The 19,160-nt window shown below is 73.8% G+C and carries 14 protein-coding genes; 11 read left to right on the top strand and 3 right to left on the bottom strand.

Going from position 1 to position 19,160, the window contains the following annotated elements:
• Nucleotides 1–464: 464 nt before the first annotated feature.
• The 3 genes from tdh to AC0682_RS11640 all read left to right on the top strand — a co-directional run bounded on the left by tdh (nucleotide 465) and on the right by AC0682_RS11640 (nucleotide 3,728).
• Nucleotides 465–1,493 carry an L-threonine 3-dehydrogenase gene (gene tdh / locus AC0682_RS11650; RefSeq protein ID WP_254811442.1) on the top strand — a complete coding sequence of 343 codons (1,029 nt, stop codon included), beginning with the start codon at nucleotides 465–467 and terminating at the stop codon, nucleotides 1,491–1,493.
• 62 nt (nucleotides 1,494–1,555) lie between these two features.
• Nucleotides 1,556–2,755, top strand: coding sequence for a glycine C-acetyltransferase (locus AC0682_RS11645; RefSeq protein ID WP_254811441.1), 1,200 nt, complete (start codon nucleotides 1,556–1,558; stop codon nucleotides 2,753–2,755).
• A 49-nt stretch (nucleotides 2,756–2,804) separates the two neighbouring features.
• The gene (locus AC0682_RS11640; protein ID WP_478532460.1) at nucleotides 2,805–3,728 is read left to right on the top strand and encodes a LysR family transcriptional regulator; all 924 of its coding nucleotides are present in this window, start codon (nucleotides 2,805–2,807) and stop codon (nucleotides 3,726–3,728) included.
• Nucleotides 3,729–3,754: 26 nt separating this feature from the next.
• Here AC0682_RS11640 and AC0682_RS11635 read toward each other — a convergent pair whose 3' ends face one another.
• Entirely contained in the window at nucleotides 3,755–4,156 is a 402-nt protein-coding gene (locus tag AC0682_RS11635; protein ID WP_478532458.1) for a VOC family protein, read from the bottom strand.
• 89 nt (nucleotides 4,157–4,245) lie between these two features.
• Here AC0682_RS11635 and AC0682_RS11630 point away from each other — a divergent pair, with 89 nt between their 5' ends.
• The 4 genes from AC0682_RS11630 to AC0682_RS11615 all read left to right on the top strand — a co-directional run bounded on the left by AC0682_RS11630 (nucleotide 4,246) and on the right by AC0682_RS11615 (nucleotide 9,463).
• Nucleotides 4,246–4,902: a nucleoside/nucleotide kinase family protein gene (locus tag AC0682_RS11630; RefSeq protein WP_478532457.1), complete on the top strand. Its 657-nt coding sequence runs from the start codon at nucleotides 4,246–4,248 to the stop codon at nucleotides 4,900–4,902.
• A gap of 241 nt (nucleotides 4,903–5,143) precedes the next feature.
• A complete protein-coding gene (locus AC0682_RS11625; protein ID WP_478532456.1) occupies nucleotides 5,144–6,283 on the top strand; it encodes a M24 family metallopeptidase in 1,140 nt (379 codons plus the stop codon).
• Between the two features lie 333 nt (nucleotides 6,284–6,616).
• Nucleotides 6,617–7,993: a magnesium transporter gene (mgtE, locus tag AC0682_RS11620; RefSeq protein WP_478532455.1), complete on the top strand. Its 1,377-nt coding sequence runs from the start codon at nucleotides 6,617–6,619 to the stop codon at nucleotides 7,991–7,993.
• A 177-nt stretch (nucleotides 7,994–8,170) separates the two neighbouring features.
• The gene (locus AC0682_RS11615; protein ID WP_478532582.1) at nucleotides 8,171–9,463 is read left to right on the top strand and encodes a phytase; all 1,293 of its coding nucleotides are present in this window, start codon (nucleotides 8,171–8,173) and stop codon (nucleotides 9,461–9,463) included.
• 235 nt (nucleotides 9,464–9,698) lie between these two features.
• On the opposite strand, the gene treZ is transcribed toward AC0682_RS11615, so the two are convergent.
• Entirely contained in the window at nucleotides 9,699–11,459 is a 1,761-nt protein-coding gene (treZ, locus tag AC0682_RS11610; RefSeq protein WP_478532454.1) for a malto-oligosyltrehalose trehalohydrolase, read from the bottom strand.
• Nucleotides 11,460–11,678: 219 nt separating this feature from the next.
• On the opposite strand from treZ, the gene AC0682_RS11605 reads away from it, so the two are divergent.
• The 4 genes from AC0682_RS11605 to AC0682_RS11590 all read left to right on the top strand — a co-directional run bounded on the left by AC0682_RS11605 (nucleotide 11,679) and on the right by AC0682_RS11590 (nucleotide 16,353).
• On the top strand, nucleotides 11,679–13,094 hold the full coding sequence (locus tag AC0682_RS11605) for a GH1 family beta-glucosidase (protein ID WP_478532453.1): 1,416 nt from the start codon (nucleotides 11,679–11,681) through the stop codon (nucleotides 13,092–13,094).
• A gap of 14 nt (nucleotides 13,095–13,108) precedes the next feature.
• Nucleotides 13,109–14,224 (top strand): alpha-L-fucosidase, encoded by a 1,116-nt coding sequence (locus AC0682_RS11600; protein ID WP_478532452.1) that lies wholly within the window; start codon nucleotides 13,109–13,111, stop codon nucleotides 14,222–14,224.
• A 130-nt stretch (nucleotides 14,225–14,354) separates the two neighbouring features.
• Complete coding sequence (locus AC0682_RS11595; RefSeq protein ID WP_478532451.1) at nucleotides 14,355–14,921, top strand: DUF1707 and FHA domain-containing protein; 567 nt, start codon at nucleotides 14,355–14,357, stop codon at nucleotides 14,919–14,921.
• Between the two features lie 394 nt (nucleotides 14,922–15,315).
• Nucleotides 15,316–16,353 carry a cytochrome P450 gene (locus AC0682_RS11590; protein ID WP_478532449.1) on the top strand — a complete coding sequence of 346 codons (1,038 nt, stop codon included), beginning with the start codon at nucleotides 15,316–15,318 and terminating at the stop codon, nucleotides 16,351–16,353.
• Nucleotides 16,354–16,663: 310 nt separating this feature from the next.
• Here the strand turns inward: AC0682_RS11590 and treY are convergent, their stop codons facing one another.
• Nucleotides 16,664–19,045, bottom strand: a complete 2,382-nt coding sequence (gene treY / locus AC0682_RS11585; RefSeq protein WP_478532448.1) for a malto-oligosyltrehalose synthase — start codon at nucleotides 19,043–19,045, stop codon at nucleotides 16,664–16,666.
• Between the last annotated feature and the right edge of the window lie 115 nt (nucleotides 19,046–19,160).

Here is a 19,160-nt window from a genome sequence, read left to right as displayed (position 1 = left end):
ACAGCCGCGGGGGCGACGTTATCAAGGACGGGGGCCCTTTCCCTACGCTGCGTCAGGTGCTGGCCCGAGGAGCGTTGCGGGGTGCGCGGCGGCGTTTCTCCCCCTCATGGGGCCTGGGCGGGACGGGAGGGAGGGGGCGGTGATCGCGGGCCACCGGAACGAAGGCGGATGCGTGGCAGCGGTCGGTGAACCCACGGCCAGGTGTGAAGATCTCCTGCGACCGTGCTTAAGAAATCCTCGATGGACCCGGCACCCCGCCGTACGGCAGCCTTCTCGGTGACGGCCGGAGGCGGCGTGTGGAGCACGGGCGGGCCCCGACCCGTTCCGCGTGCTCCGTCCCGTCCGGCCGTGTCCACCCCCCCGTAACGGGGACCCCAGACCACCCCGGGCCGCAGGGCTCCTCCGACAGGCCCCCAGGCCCGGGGTATCCACCACCCGCGTACCACGTGCAGGGAGCCGCAGCCGTGAAGGCACTCGTCAAGCAGAAGGCCGAACCGGGACTGTGGCTGATGGACGTGCCGGAGCCGGAGCACGGCCCCGGGGACGTCCTGATCAAGGTCCTGCGTACCGGGATCTGCGGCACCGACCTGCACATCCGCGCCTACGACGGCTGGGCCCAGCAGGCGGTCACCACCCCGCTGGTCCTCGGCCACGAGTTCGTCGGGGAGGTCGCGGCGACCGGCTCCGACGTCACCGACATCGCGGTGGGCGACCTGGTCAGCGGCGAGGGCCACCTCGTCTGCGGCAAGTGCCGCAACTGTCTCGCCGGCCGTCGCCACCTCTGCCGCTCCACCGTCGGCCTGGGCGTCGGGCGGGACGGGGCCTTCGCGGAGTACGTGGTCCTGCCCGCCTCCAACGTGTGGGTGCACCGCGTCCCCGTCGACCTGGACATCGCGGCGATCTTCGACCCGTTCGGCAACGCCGTGCACACCGCGCTCTCCTTCCCGCTGGTCGGCGAGGACGTCCTGATCACGGGCGCAGGGCCGATCGGCATCATGGCCGCCGCCGTCGCCGAGCACGCCGGTGCCCGCAACGTGGTCATCACCGACGTCAGTGAGGCCCGGCTCGCGCTCGCCCGCAAGGTCGGCGTCAGCCTCGCCCTCAACGTCGCCGACCGGACCATCGCGGACGGCCAGCGGGAGCTGGGGCTGCGCGAGGGCTTCGACATCGGCCTGGAGATGTCCGGCCGCCCCGAGGCGATGCGCGACATGGTCGCCAACATGACGCACGGCGGCCGGATCGCGATGCTCGGCCTGCCCGCCGAGGAGTTCGCCGTCGACTGGTCCCGGATCGTCACCTCGATGATCACGATCAAGGGGATCTACGGCCGCGAGATGTTCGAGACCTGGTACGCCATGTCCGTCCTGCTGGAGGGCGGCCTCGACCTCGCCCCCGTGATCACCGGCCGGTACGGCTTCCGCGACTTCGAGGCGGCCTTCGACGACGCGGCGAGCGGCCTCGGCGGCAAGGTCATCCTCGACTGGACCGCCTGACCCGTCGAACCCCTTCTCGCATCTCTCGAACCTCTTCTCGCATCCCTGTTAAGGAATCCAGCATGTTCGACTCCGTACGCGACGATCTGCGCACCACCCTCGACGAGATCCGCGCCGCCGGGCTGCACAAGCCCGAGCGCGTGATCGGCACCCCGCAGTCCGCGACCGTCGCCGTCACCGCGGGCGGCCGCCCGGGCGAGGTGCTGAACTTCTGCGCCAACAACTACCTGGGCCTGGCCGACCACCCCGAGGTCGTCGCCGCCGCCCACCAGGCGCTGGACCGCTGGGGGTACGGACTCGCCTCGGTCCGCTTCATCTGCGGCACCCAGGAGGTCCACAAGGAGCTGGAGCAGCGCCTTTCGGCCTTCCTCGGCCAGGAGGACACGATCCTCTACTCCTCCTGCTTCGACGCCAACGGCGGTGTCTTCGAGACGATCCTCGGCCCGGAGGACGCGGTCATCTCGGACGCCCTCAACCACGCCTCGATCATCGACGGCATCCGCCTCTCCAAGGCCCAGCGCTACCGCTACGCCAACCGCGACCTGGCCGACCTGGAGAAGCAGCTCAAGGAGGCGTCCGGCGCCCGCCGCCGGCTGATCGTCACCGACGGCGTCTTCTCCATGGACGGGTACGTGGCCCCGCTCCAGGAGATCTGCGACCTGGCCGACCGCTACGACGCCATGGTCATGGTCGACGACTCGCACGCCGTCGGCTTCGTCGGCCCCGGCGGCCGCGGCACCCCCGAGCTGCACGGCGTCATGGACCGCGTCGACATCATCACCGGCACCCTCGGCAAGGCGCTCGGCGGCGCCTCCGGCGGTTACGTCGCCGCCCGCGCCGAGATCGTCGCCCTGCTGCGCCAGCGCTCGCGCCCCTACCTCTTCTCCAACTCCCTCGCCCCGGTCATCGCCGCCGCGTCCCTCAAGGTCATCGACCTGCTGGAGTCCGCAGGCGACCTGCGCGACCAGCTCAACGCCAACACCGCACTCTTCCGCTCCCGGATGACCGAGGAGGGCTTCGACATCCTCCCCGGCGACCACGCCATCGCCCCCGTCATGATCGGGGACGCGGCGAAGGCGGGCCGGATGGCGGAGCTGCTGCTGGAGCGCGGGGTGTACGTGATCGGGTTCTCGTACCCCGTCGTGCCTCAGGGCGCGGCGCGCATCCGCGTCCAGCTCTCCGCCGCGCACTCCACCGCCGACGTCAACCGGGCCGTGGACGCGTTCGTCGACGCGCGGGCGGCCCTGGAGGCGGAGGCGTAACCGCTTGCGAGAGGTCCGGGCCGCCACCGCGACCTGGGACAATGGGCACATGATCGATGCGCGGCGGCTGCGAATCCTCCGTGCGGTGGCCGACCACCGCACGGTGACCGCGGCCGCCGCCGCCCTGTATCTGACCCCCTCCGCCGTCTCCCAGCAGCTCGCCGCCCTGGAGCAGGAGACCGGCCACCGCCTCGTCGAACGCGGCGCGCGCGGCGCCCGGCTCACCGCCGCCGGGGAGATCCTGCTCAGCCACGCCAACGTGGTCCTGGCCCAGCTGGAGCGGGCGGAGGCGGAGCTGGCGGATTACAGCGCCGGTGTCGCCGGTACGGTCACGGTCGCCGCGTTCGCCAGCGGCATCGGCCTCGTCCTCGCCCCCGCCCTCACCGAGCTGGCCCGCACCGCCCCCGGCATCCGGGTCAAGGTCCAGGACGCGGAGGGCGACGCGAGCGTCCCGATGGTGCTGGACCGCCAGGTCGATGTGGCGGTGGCCGTGGAGTACCGGGGAGCCCCCGCCGAGGACGACCGGCGCCTGACCCGGGTCCCGCTCTACTCGGAGCCGTTCGACGCGGTGCTTCCGGTGGACCACCGCCTCGCGGACCAGGCCCAGGTGGCGGTGGCGGACCTCGCGAAGGACGCGTGGATCGGCCCGTACCCGGGCAACCCCTGCCATGACGTGGTGGTCCTGGCCTGCGAGTACGCCGGTTTCGCCCCGCGCCTGGAGCACTCGTCGGACGACTTCCGGGCGGTGGTGGCGCTGGCCGGGGCGGACGCGGGGGTGGCGCTGGTGCCGCGCTCGGCGCTGCGCGGGATGGAGCTGACGGGCGTGGTCGTCCGCCCGGTGGAGGGCAGCGCCCCCACCCGCCGCGTCTTCGCTGCCGTACGCCAGGGAGCCGAGGGCCACCCGCTGATCCGGCCGGTACTGGACGCGATGGAGGCGGTGGCGGTCAGGGAGGCGGGACTGGCGCGGGCGTGAGGCTCGCCGGTGCTGCCGTACGCGCGTCAGGGCCGGGCCGGAGCAGGCTGCAGCAGATCCCAGCGGTTGCCGTACAGGTCCTCGAAGACCGCGACCGAGCCGTACGTCTCGTGCCGGGGCTCCTCCAGGAAGCGCACCCCCGCCGCGCTCATCCGGGCGTGGTCGGCCGCGAAGTCCTCGGTGTGCAGGAAGAAGCCGACCCGCCCGCCCGTCTGGGCCCCCACGCTCGCCTCCTGCGCCCCGTCCTTCGCGCGGGCCAGCAGCAGCCCCGCACCGTCCGCCGCCCCGCGCGGGCGCACGACCACCCAGCGGGACCCGTCGCCCCGGTCGGTGTCCTCCACGAGGTCGAAGCCGAGCGCGTCGCGGTAGAAGGCGATGGCCTCGTCGTAGTCGCGGACGACCAGGGTGACCAGGGCGATGTGGGACATGAGGGGGTCCTTTCCCGGGGCGGTGCGCATACGGGCACGAGGTGGCGGTTATACGTAACACTAACGCTTTCCCTCCTTCGCCCCGCACAATGCCCCGCATGGATGTCCTGGACCTCGCCGGAGCTGTCGGCCTCACCCCCGCGACCGACCGGGCGCGCCGTCTCGCGGCGGCCGGGACGCGCCGGGTCCTCGGCATCGTCGGGCCGCCCGGCGCCGGAAAGTCCACCCTGGCGCAGCGGCTGGCCGAGGCTCTGGAAGGGCGCGCCGCCCTCGTCCCCATGGACGGCTTCCACCTCGCCGCCGCCGAGCTGGACCGCCTGGGCCGCGCCGACCGCAGGGGCGCCCCCGACACCTTCGACGCGCCGGGGTACGCGGCGCTCCTGCGCCGACTGCGCGACCCGGACCCGGTGCACCCCGTGTACGCCCCCGCCTTCGACCGGGCCCGGGAGGAGCCGGTCGCCGGGGCCCTGCGCGTTCCCCCGGACATCCCGCTCGTCATCACCGAGGGCAACTACCTGCTGCTCGACGAAGGGCCCTGGGCGCCGGTGCGCGGGCTGCTGGACGAGGTCTGGTACCTGGACCTCGACCCGGCTGTCCGGGTGCGGCGGCTCGTCGAGCGCCATGTGCGGTACGGGAAGCCACCGGCGTACGCGCGGGCCTGGGTCGACCGCTCCGACGAGGCGAACGCCCGGCTGGTGCAACGCGGCCGGGACCGGGCCGACGTGGTGGTGCGGCTGCCGTCATGACCGTGCGGGCGTCGGCTCAAGTGCACGGTGCCCCCGCGACCGCACGCGTACCGACTCGACCGTACGGGCACCGGGCCGGACCGCACGGGCACCGGGCCGGACCGTACGCGTACCGGCTCGACCGCACGGCTGCCGGCCGGACCGTACGCGTACCGGCTTGATCATGACTGGCCCGCTCTCCGTCCGGCGGGCAGGATGCAGGGAGCCGTGCCCTACGCCGCTCCTCACCCAGGAGGCCCTGATGTTCCGCCCGAACGAGCCCGCGCCGCCCCCCGCCCCCTTCACCGCCGAGGACTACCGGGCCCGGATGGCGAGGGCGGCGGAGTCCGCCGCCGCGGCCGGGCTGGCCGGGGTGGTCGTCGCGCCCGGCCCCGACCTCGTCCATCTGACCGGCTACCGGCCCGTCTCCACCGAGCGCCTCACCCTCCTCGTCCTGCGGGCCGGTGAGGAACCGGTCCTGGTCGTCCCGACCCTGGAGGCCCCCGACGCGGCCGCCGCCACCGGGGCACCCGCCCTCGCCCTGCGGGACTGGACCGACGGCACCGACCCCTACGCGGTCACCGCCCCGCTCCTCGGCGACCGGGGCCGCTTCGCCGTCAGCGACAACGCCTGGGCCATGCACCTCCTCGGCCTCCAGCGGGCGCTGCCCGAGACCACGTACACCTCGCTCACCGAGGCGCTCCCGATGCTCCGGGCGGTCAAGGACGCCGCCGAGCTGGAGCGGCTGGCGGCTGCGGGGGCAGCGGCGGACGCCACCTACGAGGAGATCCTGAAGGTCCGCTTCTCCGGGCGCCGGGAGGCCGACGTGGCCGCCGATCTCGCCGCGCTGCTGACGCACTTCGGCCACTCCCAGGTCGACTTCACCGTCGTCGGCTCCGGCCCCAACGGCGCCAACCCGCACCACGAGGCGGGGGAACGCACCATCGAGCGCGGGGACATGGTCGTCCTGGACTTCGGCGGCCTGAAGCACGGGTACGGCTCCGACACCTCCCGTACGGTCCATGTCGGTGAGCCCACCGCCGAGGAGCAGCGGGTCCACGACATCGTCCGCGAGGCCCAGCAAGCGGGGTGCGCCGCTGTACGGCCCGGGGCCGCCTGCCAGGAGATCGACCGGGCCGCCCGGGCGGTGATCACCGAGTTCGGCTACGGCGAGCGGTTCATCCACCGCACCGGCCACGGCATCGGCGTCACCACGCATGAGCCGCCGTACATGATCGAGGGCGAGGAGCAGCCGCTCGTTCCGGGGATGTGCTTCTCCGTCGAGCCGGGCATCTACCTTCCCGGCCGCTTCGGGGTCCGGATCGAGGACATCGTGACCGTCACCGAGGACGGCGGCCGTCGCCTCAACGCCACCGCACGCGAGCTGGCGATCGTGGAGTGACCCCCTGGGCCGGAGCGGAAGGGCCGCCCGTGCCCCAAGCCGCGTCGCACCCCGCCCGCGGGCCGGTCCCGGACCGTCCCCCGGCACGTCGGCGGTGCGCGGCTGGTGACGGGAGGCGGACGCGGAGCGCGGTATCGTGCTTGTCGGGCCGGGCCGTCGGTGCGGTGTACGAGCAGTGGGTACGAGATCGGGAGGTGCTGTGGTGCGCGGCGAACCTCCTGGCCCAGATCCCGCGTAGCAGCGCTCCTTCCCGGCGACATGCCGGAGTGCGGGGCGGTGTGGTGCGCGACGGACACCCTCTCTTCCGACTGCCCCGCTGTGCTGAGGTCTGCCATGCCCGAGTCCCCTGTCTCCCCCGTCTCCTTCGACCCGAACGCGGAGCCGTCCGCGACCCTCCGGGACCTGGTCAAGGACCAGCAGCTCGATGCCGCTCAGGAGTGGCTGGCCCTCCATCCGCCGCATGTGATCGCCGACGAGTTCGGACGGATGGACGCCGTCGACGGCGGGGTGGCGTTCCGGCTGCTGGACAAGGACCGGGCGCTGGCGGTGTTCGAGGAGCTGGAGCCGGTCGACCAGCAGCAGATCCTCGAAGGGCTGCGGGACCGCACCTTCCTGGACCTCGTGGAGGGGATGGACCCCGACGACCGGGCCCGGATGCTCAAGGAGGCCCCGGCCAAGGTCGTCAAGCGTGTGCTGGCGGGGCTGAGCACGAACGAGCGGCGGATGACCTCCGCGCTGCTGGGCTACCCGGAGGGCTCGGTGGGCCGCTACATGACCCCTGAGGTGGTGGCGCTGCCGCAGGACCTGACGGTGGAGCAGGCGCTGCGGACCGTCCGGGCGAAGGGCGCCGACGCGGAGACCGTGTACACGTTGCCGGTGGTGGACGCCGGGCGGCGGCTGGCCGGGATCGTGGAACTGCGCGAGCTGGTACTGAACGCGCCGGAGACGATGATCTCCGAGCTGGTCGTGACCGAGCCGACCTCCGCGTACGCCACCGACTCCGCCGAGTCCGCGGCTCGTCTGATGCGGGAGACCAACGATCTGAACCTGCCCGTCGTGGACAGCGAGGGGCGGCTTGTCGGGCTGTACACCATCGATGACGCCGTGGAGGTCATCGAGGCCGCCGACACCGAGGACGTGGCCCGTCAGGCCGGCGCCGCGCCCTGGGCCGGCCACTACATGGCCGCGTCCGTGTGGCAGCTCGCCCGCTACCGGGCGCTGTGGCTGAGCCTGCTGCTGGTCGCGGCGACCCTCACGGTCGGCGTGACCCAGGCGTTCGAGGCGACCCTCGAACAGGTGGCGGCGCTGGCCCTGTTCATCCCCATGCTCATCGGCGCGGGCGGCAACGCCGGAGCCCAGGCCGCCACCGCGTGCGTCCGTGCTCTCGCGGTCGGGGAGGTCCGCGGCTCGGACCTGCTGAAGGTGATCTGGCGCGAGTGCCGGGTGGGCCTGGTCCTGGGCTCACTGCTGGCCGCGCTGGGGCTGGTGGTGGGCACGGTCTTCGTGAACGCGCGGGTCGCGCTGGTGGTCGGCATCACCCTGGTCCTGATCTGCGGGTGGGCGGCGACCATCGGCGGCAGCATGCCGCTGCTCGCCAAGCGCCTGCGGATCGACCCGGCGGTCGTCTCCGCCCCCATGGTCACCACCCTCGTGGACGCCACCGGCCTGATCCTCTACTTCCTCACCGCCAAAGCCGTCCTGGGCGTCTGACCCGTCGGCCGGTCGCGCTCCTGCGCGGAGCCCGGCCCGGGCAGCCGACGCCGGACTCGCTCCGGGAGGTCGTGCGACGTTCACGCTCCCGTAAGGGCCGCTTCCCCGGCGTCCCCTACCGTCTGGGCGTTCAGGCTTCTACCGAGGAGTAATGTGAGCGTCTTCGCACTCGGCACCATGACCTCGCTCGTTGCCGCGATCGCCCTGGCGGCGGGCCCCGCGGCACCGGTGACCGTCACAGCGGGCATCGAGACCCCGACGGTCTACGACGACAAGGAGGGCGGCAGCGCCGACGCCGACGACCCGGCCGTCTGGGTCCATCCCAGGAACCCCGAACTCAGCATCGTCATCGGGACCTTGAAGAAGGCCGGTCTCGACGTCTACGGCCTCGACGGCCGACGTCTCCAGCACATACCGGCTCCCCGCGCTCCGCGCGAGGGAGCGGCAGCCGGTCGCTTCAACAACGTCGATGTCGTCTACGGCTTCGAGCTCGGCGGGAAGAAGACCGACCTGGCCCTCGTCAGCGACCGGGGACGCGACCGCATCCGCGCGTACGCCATCGACCCGTCCGCCGTCGCGGCCGGTCGCCCCCCGCTGAAGGACGTCACCGCCGCCGACGTCGCGCCGGTCTTCGCACCCGACGAGGCGGCGGTGGACGAGCAGCGGACCTCCTACGGGCTGACCGCCTTCAAGGACGACGGCGACGCCTACGTGGTGGTCTCCCAGCGGGAGCGGACCCGCCTGCGGCTGCTCCAGCTCAAGGACCGCGACGGGCGCGTCGGCTACAAGACCGAGGACACCCTCGACCTGCCCGACACCTTCACCCTGCCGAACGGCACGAAGTGGACCCCGTGCGCCGACCCCGGTGAGCTCCCGCAGGTCGAGGGCATGGCCGTCGACCAGGAGAAGCACGTGCTGTACGCCGCCCAGGAGACCGTGGGTCTGTGGCGCATCAGGATCGACGACGAGAAGTTCGAGAAGCCGAAGCTGATCGACCGCGTCCGTGACTACGGCACACCGTGGGCGTACGACGAGCAGGAGGAGGAGTGCGTCGTCGACACGGAGAACGACCCCGGTTTCGGAGGTGAGCGTCTGAGCGCCGACGTGGAGGGCGTCACGGTCTACCACGCCAAGGGCGGCTCCGGTTACGTCCTCGCGTCCAGCCAGGGCGACGACACCTTCGCCGTCTACGGCCGGGAGCGGGACAACGCCTACCTCGGCTCCTTCGCCGTCACCGACGGGGCCGTGGACGGCGTGCAGCACTCGGACGGTTCCACGGTGGTCAACGTGCCCCTCGGCAGGAGCTTCCCCAAGGGCCTGCTCGTGACCCACGACGGCCAGGCCGGCCCGGCCGGCGGAGACCGTGCGGGCACCAACTTCAAGTTCGTCCGCTGGGACGCCGTCGCCGAGGCCTTCCCCCGGCCGCTGAAGGTCGACACCAGGTCCTTCGACCCCCGCGACGCCGACTGACCTCCACGCCGGGGCCGCGGGGCCCGCCCCACGGCCCCGGCCGACAGCCGTCGGGGGCAGGCGTGTGCTTCGCGGCCAGGAAGCCCGCGCGCCTTCACTCTCCGGACCACGTCCTCGCGCTCCACCCCCGAGCCTCGACGGCCCCCGCCGCCGCCGGGCTCCGACCCCGCCACGCCCCCCGGTTGCCCGCTCGGAGCGGACCCTCCGGCCGGGCAGCGCACCCTGGTCGCGCGACTCACTCGTCCGCCAGCACCACGCACGACTCCGGCGGCAGCCGCAGCACCCCGTCCGCCCCCGGCGCCTCCACCGGCTCCCAGGACGCCAACACCCGTCCGCCGGACCGGCGGTGACGCCCCAGACCCAGCGGGATCGCCACCGGCCGGTCCGCCAGGTTGACCGCGACCCGCACATCGCCCCTGCGATACGCGAACCAGCGGGCGTCCTCGTCGTACGCGACCTTCACGGCCGCCAGGTCCGGATCGTGGAGGTCGGGCAACGCCCTTCGCAGCGCGATGAGTTCGCGGTACCAGCCGAGCAGCCGTGCGTGCGGTCCCCGCTCCGGCTCGGCCCAGTCCAGACAGGAGCGGTCGCGGGTCGCCGGGTCCTGCGGGTCGGGGATCTCCGCCTCCGCCCACCCGTGCGCGCCGAACTCCCGCCGCCTGCCGTTGCGTACGGCCTCCGCCAGCTCCGGATCGGTGTGGTCGGTGAAGAACTGCCACGGCGTACGAGCCCCCCACTCCTCGCCCATGAAGAGCATCGGCGTGAACGGCCCGGTCAGCACCAGGGCCGCCGCACAGGCCTGGAGGCCGGGGGAGAGGGAGGAGGCGAGCCGGTCGCCCAGGGCCCGGTTGCCGATCTGGTCGTGGGTCTGGGCGTAGCCGACGAAGCGGTGGGCGGGGGAGCGGGAGACGTCGACGGGGCGGCCGTGGCTGCGTCCCCGGAAGCTGGAGAAGGTCCCGTTGTGGAAGAACACCGAGGTCACCGTCTTGGCCAGGGCGGCGAGCGGGGCGCGCGCGAAGTCCGCGTAGTAGCCGTGGGACTCGCCGGTGAGCGCGGTGTGCAGCGCATGGTGGAAGTCGTCGTTCCACTGGGCGTGCAGCCCGAGGCCGCCCGCCGTGCGCGGGGTGGTCGTCCGCGGGTCGCAGAGGTCGGACTCCGCGATCAGGCCGAGCGGCCGGCCCAGCTCGACCGCGAGTCCGTCGACCGCCGTCGACAGCTCCTCCAGGAAGGTGAGCGCCCGGGTGTCGGCCAGCGCGTGCACCGCGTCGAGCCGCAGCCCGTCCAGCCGGTAGTCCCGCAGCCAGGCCAGCGCGCTGCCGATCAGGAACGCCCGCACCTCGTCCGAGCCCGGCGCGTCCAGATTGACCGCCGCGCCCCACGGGGTGTGGTGGGTGTCGGTGAAGTACGGGCCGAAGGCGGGCAGGTAGTTGCCGGACGGGCCCAGGTGGTTGTGGACCACGTCCAGGACCACCCCGAGCCCCAGCCCATGCGCCGTGTCGACAAAGCGCTTCAGTCCCTCCGGCCCTCCGTACGGCTCGTGCACCGCCCAGAGCGAGACGCCCTCGTACCCCCACCCGTGGACGCCCGGGAACGGGCAGACCGGCATCAGCGACACATGGGTGACCCCCAGCTCCGCCAGATGGCCCAGCCGCTGCGCCGCCGCGTCGAAGGTGCCCTGGGGGGTGTACGTCCCCACGTGCAGCTCGTAGAGCACGGCCTGGTTCAGCCGCCGCCCCGCCCACCCGTTGCGCCAGGCGTACGCCCCCTGGTCGACCACCGCGCTCGGCCCGTCCGGCCCGTCCGGCTGGCGCCGCGAACGGGGGTCCGGCAGCAGCGGCCCGTCGTCCACCCGGAACCCGTAACGGTCCCCGTCCACCGCCTCCGCCCCGGCGCTCCACCACCCCTCCCGCAGCGGGTCGCGCTCCATCGGATACCGGACCTCCGCCGCCTCCAGCACGACCGTGTCCGCCTCGGGGGCCCACACCTCGAACCGCATCCACCACTCCTCGTCCGTAACGTCCGCAACGTTCGTAACAGACCGTCAGGCCGCCCCTCGGTATCCGGAGGCAGCTCCGTGCCCGGCTCACCACCATCCATGACCGCCCGCCTCTAGAACCGGCCGGTCACCGGCCATTAAGGTCTGGTCCTGATCATTGCCCGGTCGGCTCCCCGCTCATACAGGTTCCGTTCATCCGTACGGCTCATGGAGGCCGAGATGCCCGTACCGCAGTTCCCGCCCGGCTTCCTCTGGGGGGCCTCCGCCTCCGCGTTCCAGACCGAGGGGGCCGTGGACGCCGACGGGAAGGGCCCCTCGGGGTGGGACGCCTTCGCCGCGCGGCCCGGCCGGATCAAGGACGGCACCGACACCACCCGGGCCACCGGCTTCCACGCCCGCTACCGGGAGGACGTGGCCCTGCTCGCCGGGCTCGGCGCCGACGCGTTCCGCTTCTCCATCAGCTGGCCGCGCGTGGTGCCCGGCGGCAGCGGGGCCGTCAACGCCGACGGACTCGACTTCTACGACCGGCTCGTCGACGAGCTGTGCGCCCACGCCATCACCCCCGCCCCGACCCTCTACCACTGGGACACCCCGCTCCCGCTGGAGGAGGCGGGCGGCTGGCTCGACCGGGACACCGCCTACCGCTTCGCGGAGTACGCGGGCATCGTCGCCGAACGGCTCGCGGACCGGGTCCCGATGTGGATCACCATCAACGAACCCGCCGAAGTCACCCTCCTCGGCTACGCGCTGGGCGAGCACGCCCCCGGCCGCACCCTCCTCTTCGACGCCCTGCCCGCCGCCCACCACCAGCTCCTCGCCCACGGCCTCGCCGTCCGGGCCCTGCGCGCGGCGGGTGCCGACAACATCGGCGCGGCCTTCTCCCACGCCCCGGTCTGGACGGCGGGGGACTCGGACGAGGACCGCTTCGGGGCGGAGCTGTACGACACGCTCACCAACTGGCTCTTCGCGGATCCCGTCCTCACCGGCCGCTACCCGGACGACGGCCTCGCCGCCCTGATGCCCGGGCCGGTGACGGACGACCTCAAGGTCATCTCCACCCCGCTCGACTGGTACGGCGTCAACTACTACAACCCCACCCTCGTCGGCGCCCCCCGGCCGGAGGCGCTGGAGACCTTCTCCGGCTTCGCGATCCCAGCCGAACTCCCCTTCGGCATCAGGGAGATCGAGGGGTACGAGAAGACCGGCTTTGGCTGGCCCGTGGTCCCCGAGGGGCTGACCGAGATCCTCACCCTGCTCCACCGCCGCTACGGCGACCGCCTCCCGCCGCTCCACATCACCGAGAACGGCTGCGCCCTGGAGGAGCCGCTCGCCGACGACCGCCGCATCGCCTATCTGGAGAGCCACCTGACCGCCCTGCGCGCGGCGATGGACGCCGGGGTCGACGTCCGCGGCTACTTCACCTGGTCGCTCACCGACAACGTGGAGTGGACGGAGGGCGCATCGCAGCGGTTCGGCCTGGTCCACGTCGACTTCGAGACCCTCGCCCGGACGCCGAAGGCCTCGTACGGCTGGTACCGCGACCTGATCCGCGCCCAGAAGCAGCAGAAGCAGGAGGAACAGCGGCAGATCCGGAAGGAGGCGGTCGAGGGGGCTTACGCGACTCCCACCGAATGATCAATACTCCCGCCATGGTCGCTTCATGGTGGTCCCGGGCCCGGCTGGGGATCTTCGTTCACTGGACGCCCGCCTCCGTTCCCGGCTGGGCCCCGCCCCATGTCCCCGCCGCCGAACTCCCGGCAGCGGGACGGCGCGCGCCGCTCGGCTGGACCCCGTACGCGGAGTGGTACGAGAACTCCCTCCGCTTCCCCGGATCCCCGGTCGCCGCCCACCACCGCGCCACCCACGGCACCCGCCCCTACACCGACTTCGGCCGCGACTTCGAGGACGGGCTGGCCACCTGGGACCCGGCCGCCTGGGCCCGATCCTTCCGGGCGGCGGGCGCCGGGTACGCGGTGCTGGTCACCAAGCACCACGACGGGTTCTGCCTCTGGCCCTCCGCGACGCGGAACCCGCACCGCACCGGCTGGCACACCACCCGGGACGTGGTCGGAGAGTTCGCCGAAGCCGTACGGGCCGAGGGCCTGCGGTTCGGCGTCTACTACTCCGGCGGGCTCGACTGGACCTTCGACGACCGGCCCATCGGCACCGCCGCCGACCTCTTCTCCGCCGTCCCGCGCGGCAGCTACCCCGCCTACGCCGACGCGCAGCTGCGCGAGCTCATCCGCCGCTACCGCCCCGACATCCTCTGGAACGACATCGCCTGGCCGGCCTCCGCCGCCGAGATCCGCTCCCTCACCGACTACTACCGCTTCACCGTCCCCCACGGCGTCGTCAACGACCGCCTGCTGCCGTACGCCCCGCACTGGCGGGCCCTCCGCCTCCCGGGCGCCCGGTCCCTCTACAACTGGTGGGACCGGCGCACGGTGGCCCAGGGGGAGGGGTTCGTCCCGCGCAGGCCCCCCGCCTTCGACTTCCGCACGCCGGAGTACGCCCGCTACACCGGCCTTGACCCGTACGAGATCACCCGGGGCATCGACCACAGCTTCGGCTACAACCGCAACTCCCCGCCCGACGCCTTCATCGGCCGCGAGGCCCTCACCTCATTGGTCCGCTCCACGGCGGCCGACGGCGGGAACCTGCTGCTGAACGTGGGCCCGCGCGGCGAGGACGCGACGATCCCGGCCGAGCAGCGGCTGCGGTTGGAGTGGCTGGCCAAGGACGTGGCGGCGCCCCGGAACGGCTGAAGCCCAGGCCGCCGTCCGCCCCCCGGGTACGCGCCAACCGGCGGGCCGGACCGCCCCGGCGCAGGTCGCAACGGACGGGAAGAGGGACCCTTCTGGACACCTCGGCCCCCTCGGACCGACAATCGACCATGTGACGTCGTCCCCCGAGTTCCACACGTATCCCGCGCGGCTGTCGGACGCCCAGCGCGACCGTGTCCTCGGCGTGCTTAGAGAAGGTGCCGCGCAGGGCAAGCTCTCCCACGACACCTTCATGCGACGCATGGAGCTGGCCCTCGCCGCGCGCCGCCCCGAGGAGTTGGCCGCCCTCACCTCGGACCTGGACTCCGGCAGCCGCTTCTCGCAGAGTCTGGTCCGAGCGGTCGGCGGGATATCCGCCTTTCCGGGACGGATGCGCCGCGCCTGGCAGACCGAGCGGCTCCCGAAGCTGCTGCTCCCCACGCCGAGCCCGTACCCGCTGCTCATCGGCCGTGACCCGGGCAACGGGCTGCGCCTCAACCACGAGACGGTCTCCCGGCTGCACGCCGAGCTGACCGTGCAGCACGGCCACTGGGTCCTGCGCGACCTCGGCTCCACCAACGGCACCTGCGTCAACGGCCAGCGGCTCGTCGGCTCGATCCCGGTGCGCGACGGCGACCAGGTGAGCTTCGGCCGGATGAGTTTCCGCCTCACCGCCCCCGCGCCGCGCCCGCCCGCCTGACCGCGTCCGGACCTCTCACGCCTCATTGGCCCTTCCGGCACCGGTGCTCCTGGTGCCCCGGCTCTCGGCGATCGCCTCCGGGACGTCCGGGCCGACCAGACGGACGCCCCGCACCCGGCCCGCCCGCTGGACCACCCCCTCCACCAGGCCGCCGCGCCGTGCACCCTGCCCCTGCCCCCGGCGACGGCGACGGCGACGGCGATGAGAGGCAGGCTGGTGACCACCACGCCGTGCCCCGGCCTCCCGGGCCCGCGCCCCGGTCGTGTACTCCTCTTCCGCCCCGGCACGCCCTCACCCGAACGGGTGTACGCAGACTGCGGCGCGCCCCCGGGGGAGGTCCACTGAGGGCAGATGCGTCGACAGGCGACGCCACGACCGCAGGGGGCGACGAGGGATGCCGGCCGACCGCTCCGAGGCCCTGCCCGCCGCCCGCCGCCCGCACCGGCTCGCGGGCGGGCACCCTGGGCTCCTCGAACCGGGTGCCTCGACCGACCCGTACCGCCTGCGCCTCTACCGGATCCTCCGCACAGACTTCCCGCTCGGCCACGATCCGGGCCTCGGTGCCTGGCTGCTCAGCCGGTACGACGACGTGGTCCTGGCCCTCACCGACCCCCGCTTCACCGGCTACCCGCACGACGGCGCCCCGCGCGGCCGGGTCCCGGCGCCGCTGGGGCTCTGCCGGGGGAGCCTGGTCTGCACCCCGCTGCCCCCGTGCCAACCGCCCGAGGGCGAAGCGGCCCCCGACCCAGTGGATTCCGCCATCGCCGCCGCCGTCGAGCGCGCCGCCTACGTCCTGGCCCGGCGCATAGCCGGGCGCGACCGGGCGGACCTGGTCGGGGAGTTCTGCCGCTGGCTGCCCGCCGGGGCCGACTCCGTCGCCGCCGGGCTCTCCTACTCGGAGCTGAGCGCCCCGCCCCGGCCCGGCGGCGGAGCCGACGACTGCGCCCGGCACACCGGGCTCCGCGAACGGGCCCTCGCCTCGTTCCTCGCCAACATGCTGGACGACCCCGACCTGCTCGCCGCCGTGGCGGGCGGCGGGGCCGGGATGCTGCTCCGCCGGGCCTGGGCCGAGACACTCCGCCGCGACCCGCCCGTCCAGATCGTGCTGCGCCGCACCCGCACCGAGGTCCGGGTCAGCGGCGGCACGCTGCCCGCCGGAGAGGCCGTCGCCTGCCTCATCGGCGCGGCGGGCCGCGACCCGGCCCGGTTCACCGCCCCCGACCGGTTCGACCCGCTGCGCGCCGACGCCGACCCGCTGTTCAGCGGCCCGGTCCACTGCCCTGCCGCCCTGCTCGGCCGCCTGGAGGCCGAACACGGCCTGCGCGCCCTGCTGACGGCGATGCCCCGCATCCGCTGGGCCGAGGGCTTCCGTCCGACGTCGAGCGGGGTGCTCACCCGGGGGCCGAGGACCCTGCTCGTACGTCCCTCCTGAGCCCGCCCGATCCGGGCAGCCGGCCCGCCCCGGGCAGGCCTTCCGGCAGAGGCAGGCCCCCCGACCCGGGCAGGCTTCCCAGCGCGGGCAGGCCTCCCGATCCGGGCGGCTCTACTGCCGTTCCTCCGATCCGGGCGGCTCTACCGCCGCCCGCCCGCCCTCCCGACCTGGCCCGCCCTCCCGACCTGGCCCGCCCTCCCGACCCGGGAGCCCTCCCGACCCGGGAGCCCTCCCGGCTCGCGGCCGGTTCTCTCCCGCCCGGGCAGCAGGCCCGTAGTCGCCGACGGGGCGGCTACGGGCTGACCCGGCGTCACTCCCGCACCCGCCGCAACAGCGCCACCGGCCGCTCCTCGAACAGCTCGCCCGCCGCCACCGCGCCCCCCGACCACTCCCGTACGGGCCCCAAGGCCAGCACATCCCGCCACGGCCCCCCGTCCGGCAGCTCCACCACCGTGTCCCGCCATCCGCCGTCCTCCGCCAGCCGCAGCGAGAGCCGGGTCACCGCCACCGCCACCTCGCCGGACCGGGAGAACGCCACCACATGCCCGGCCGCCGGACCCCGCGCCGCCAGCGGTACATACGTCCCCGACTCCCCGAACACCTCCGGCCGCTCCCGCCGCAGCCGCAGCGCCGCCCCCGTCACCAGATGCTTCTCCTCCTCCGGGCCCTCCGGCCGCCGGAACGGGCGCCGGTTGTCCGGGTCGACCAGTGCCAGGTACTCGCCCTCCGTGCCCTGGTAGAGGTCCGGCACCCCCGGCATCGTCAGCTGCACCAGCGCCGCCCCCAGCACATTGGCCCGTACATGCGGGGCCAGCGACCGGGCGAACGCGGTCACCAGCCGCCGGGCCGTACCGGAAGCGCTGCCCGGCCCGGCCGCCACGAAGTCCGTCACCGCCCGCTCGTACGCCGTGTCCGGTTCCGTCCAGCTGGTGAAGAGCCCTGCCTCCCGCACCGCCTTGAGCAGCGCGGGCTCCAGCCGGGCGGCCACCTCCTCGGCGGGCAGCGGCGCGCAGCCGTAGGCCGACTGCCAGGCCTGCCAGGCGAGTTGCGGGTCCGGGGGAGCGACGGGCGTGGCCTCTGCCAGCTCGCCCACCAGCTCCGCCCACCGGTCCGGGCACTCCGACAGGACCGCGATCCGGGCCCGCACATCGGCGCTCCGCTTGGTGTCGTGCGTGGTCAGGACGGTGCCTGTCGCCGGCCAGTCCCGGGCGATCCGGGTGGCGAAGGCGTGGAACTCCGCCGGGCTCACGGCCGGTCGCCCGGGGTCCCCGCCCACCTCCGTCGCCGAGATCAGCGGCACGTAGCGGTAGAACGCCGTGTCCTCCACCGACTTGGCGTGCAGCGCGGAGGCCGTCTGCGCGAACCGGGCGCAGAAGGACGCCTGTTCCTCCCCGCCGCCCAGCCGCCCGAGCGCCAGATCCCGTACCGCATCGACGGCGGTCGCCTCCTCCGGCACGGAGAACACCGCCTTCGCATCCCGCACGGCATCGTCCGGAAGGGTCTCCTCCGCGATGCGGGCCGGCTCCACGCCCGCCGTGACGTACGGGCGGTAGACCGGGATCCGGACCAGCAGCTCCCGGATCGCCGTGCGCAGCGCCCAGGGGGCGTGGTCGCGGAGGGCGGGGTCGGCGGCGCAGACGGAGGACGCCAGGCGGGTCAGCCAGGCGGTCTCGGAGGCCAGCTCGTGGGTCGCGACCCGGTAGGCGGCGCGACGGACGGTCGCCTTCCAGTAGCCGCCGCGATCCCCGGGCGGGCCCGCGAACTCCCGGTAGTGGCCGAGCAGCTCCGCCGCGCCCGAGGGGTCGGTGAACAGCCCGTCGATCCGGTGCAGGGCGTCGTAGCCGGTCGTCCCGGCCACTGCCCAGCCGGGCGGGAGGTGTTCGTCGCCGGTGAGGATCTTCTCGACGACCGTCCAGCGGCCGCCGGTGGCCTCGTCGAGCCGCCGCAGATACGCGGCCGGGTCGGCCAGGCCGTCCGGGTGGTCGATGCGCAGCCCGTCCAGGACGCCGTCGCGGAGGAGTTCGAGGACCTTGGCGTGGGTGGCGTCGAAGACCTCGGGGTGCTCGACGCGGACGCCGATCAGCTCGGAGACGGTGAAGAAGCGGCGGTAGTTCAGTTCGGTGCGGGCGAGGCGCCACCAGGCGAGCCGGTAGTGCTGCGCGTCCAGCAGCTCCGGCAGCGGAAGGTGTGCCGTCCCCGCCCGCAGCGGGAACTCCTGCTCGCCGTAGCGCAGCACCGCCGCGTCGGCGTCCACGGTGAACGCGTCCAGCTCACCACCCAGCGGACCGGCCAGCACCGGCAGCAGCACCTGGTCCCCGCCCGCCGCCCAGTCGATGTCGAACCAGCGGGCGTACGGCGATGTCCGGCCCTCGCGCAGCACCTCCCGCAGCTGCCGGTTGTGGCGAGGGGCGGCGGCCATGTGGTTGGGCACGATGTCCAGGACGAGCCCGAGCCCGTGCTCCCGGGCGGTGGCGGCGAGGCTCCGCAGTCCCTCCTCACCGCCCAGCTCCTCCCGTACGCGGCTGTGGTCGACCACGTCGTAGCCGTGCCGGGAGCCGGGGACCGCCTCCAGGACGGGCGAGAGATGGAGATGGGAGACACCGAGCGCGGCCAGGTAGGGCACCGCCTTCTCGGCCGCCGGGAAGGGGAAGTCGGGCTGGAGCTGAAGCCGGTACGTGGCGGTGGGCGTCATGGCCCTCTACGTACCCCGTCCGGGGCGGCCTGTCCCGCCCCGGACGCAACGGTCACCCCGGCCGAGCCTCCGCAGAGCCCTCGCCAGGCCGCCGTCGAACCCCGGCCCCTCCGGT

The sequence above is a fragment of the Streptomyces sp. NPDC043746 genome (assembly GCF_056436485.1).
The sequence above is the reverse complement of the archived record's forward strand: the minus strand, read 5'-3'. Positions and strand labels throughout refer to the sequence as shown.

Bases quoted from the DNA above. Each gene is read 5' to 3' on its own strand.
- treZ (WP_478532454.1), bottom strand. From the start codon at position 11,459: ATGCGGTTCGAGGTGTGGGCCCCCGAGGCGGACACGGTCGTGCTGGAG.
- AC0682_RS11640 (WP_478532460.1), top strand. From the start codon at position 2,805: ATGATCGATGCGCGGCGGCTGCGAATCCTCCGTGCGGTGGCCGACCAC.
- AC0682_RS11645 (WP_254811441.1), top strand. From the start codon at position 1,556: ATGTTCGACTCCGTACGCGACGATCTGCGCACCACCCTCGACGAGATC.
- treY (WP_478532448.1), bottom strand. From the start codon at position 19,045: ATGACGCCCACCGCCACGTACCGGCTTCAGCTCCAGCCCGACTTCCCC.
- mgtE (WP_478532455.1), top strand. From the start codon at position 6,617: ATGCCCGAGTCCCCTGTCTCCCCCGTCTCCTTCGACCCGAACGCGGAG.
- AC0682_RS11630 (WP_478532457.1), top strand. From the start codon at position 4,246: ATGCCCCGCATGGATGTCCTGGACCTCGCCGGAGCTGTCGGCCTCACC.
- AC0682_RS11615 (WP_478532582.1), top strand. From the start codon at position 8,171: ATGACCTCGCTCGTTGCCGCGATCGCCCTGGCGGCGGGCCCCGCGGCA.
- AC0682_RS11635 (WP_478532458.1), bottom strand. From the start codon at position 4,156: ATGTCCCACATCGCCCTGGTCACCCTGGTCGTCCGCGACTACGACGAG.
- AC0682_RS11605 (WP_478532453.1), top strand. From the start codon at position 11,679: ATGCCCGTACCGCAGTTCCCGCCCGGCTTCCTCTGGGGGGCCTCCGCC.
- AC0682_RS11600 (WP_478532452.1), top strand. From the start codon at position 13,109: ATGGTCGCTTCATGGTGGTCCCGGGCCCGGCTGGGGATCTTCGTTCAC.
- AC0682_RS11625 (WP_478532456.1), top strand. From the start codon at position 5,144: ATGTTCCGCCCGAACGAGCCCGCGCCGCCCCCCGCCCCCTTCACCGCC.
- AC0682_RS11590 (WP_478532449.1), top strand. From the start codon at position 15,316: ATGCCGGCCGACCGCTCCGAGGCCCTGCCCGCCGCCCGCCGCCCGCAC.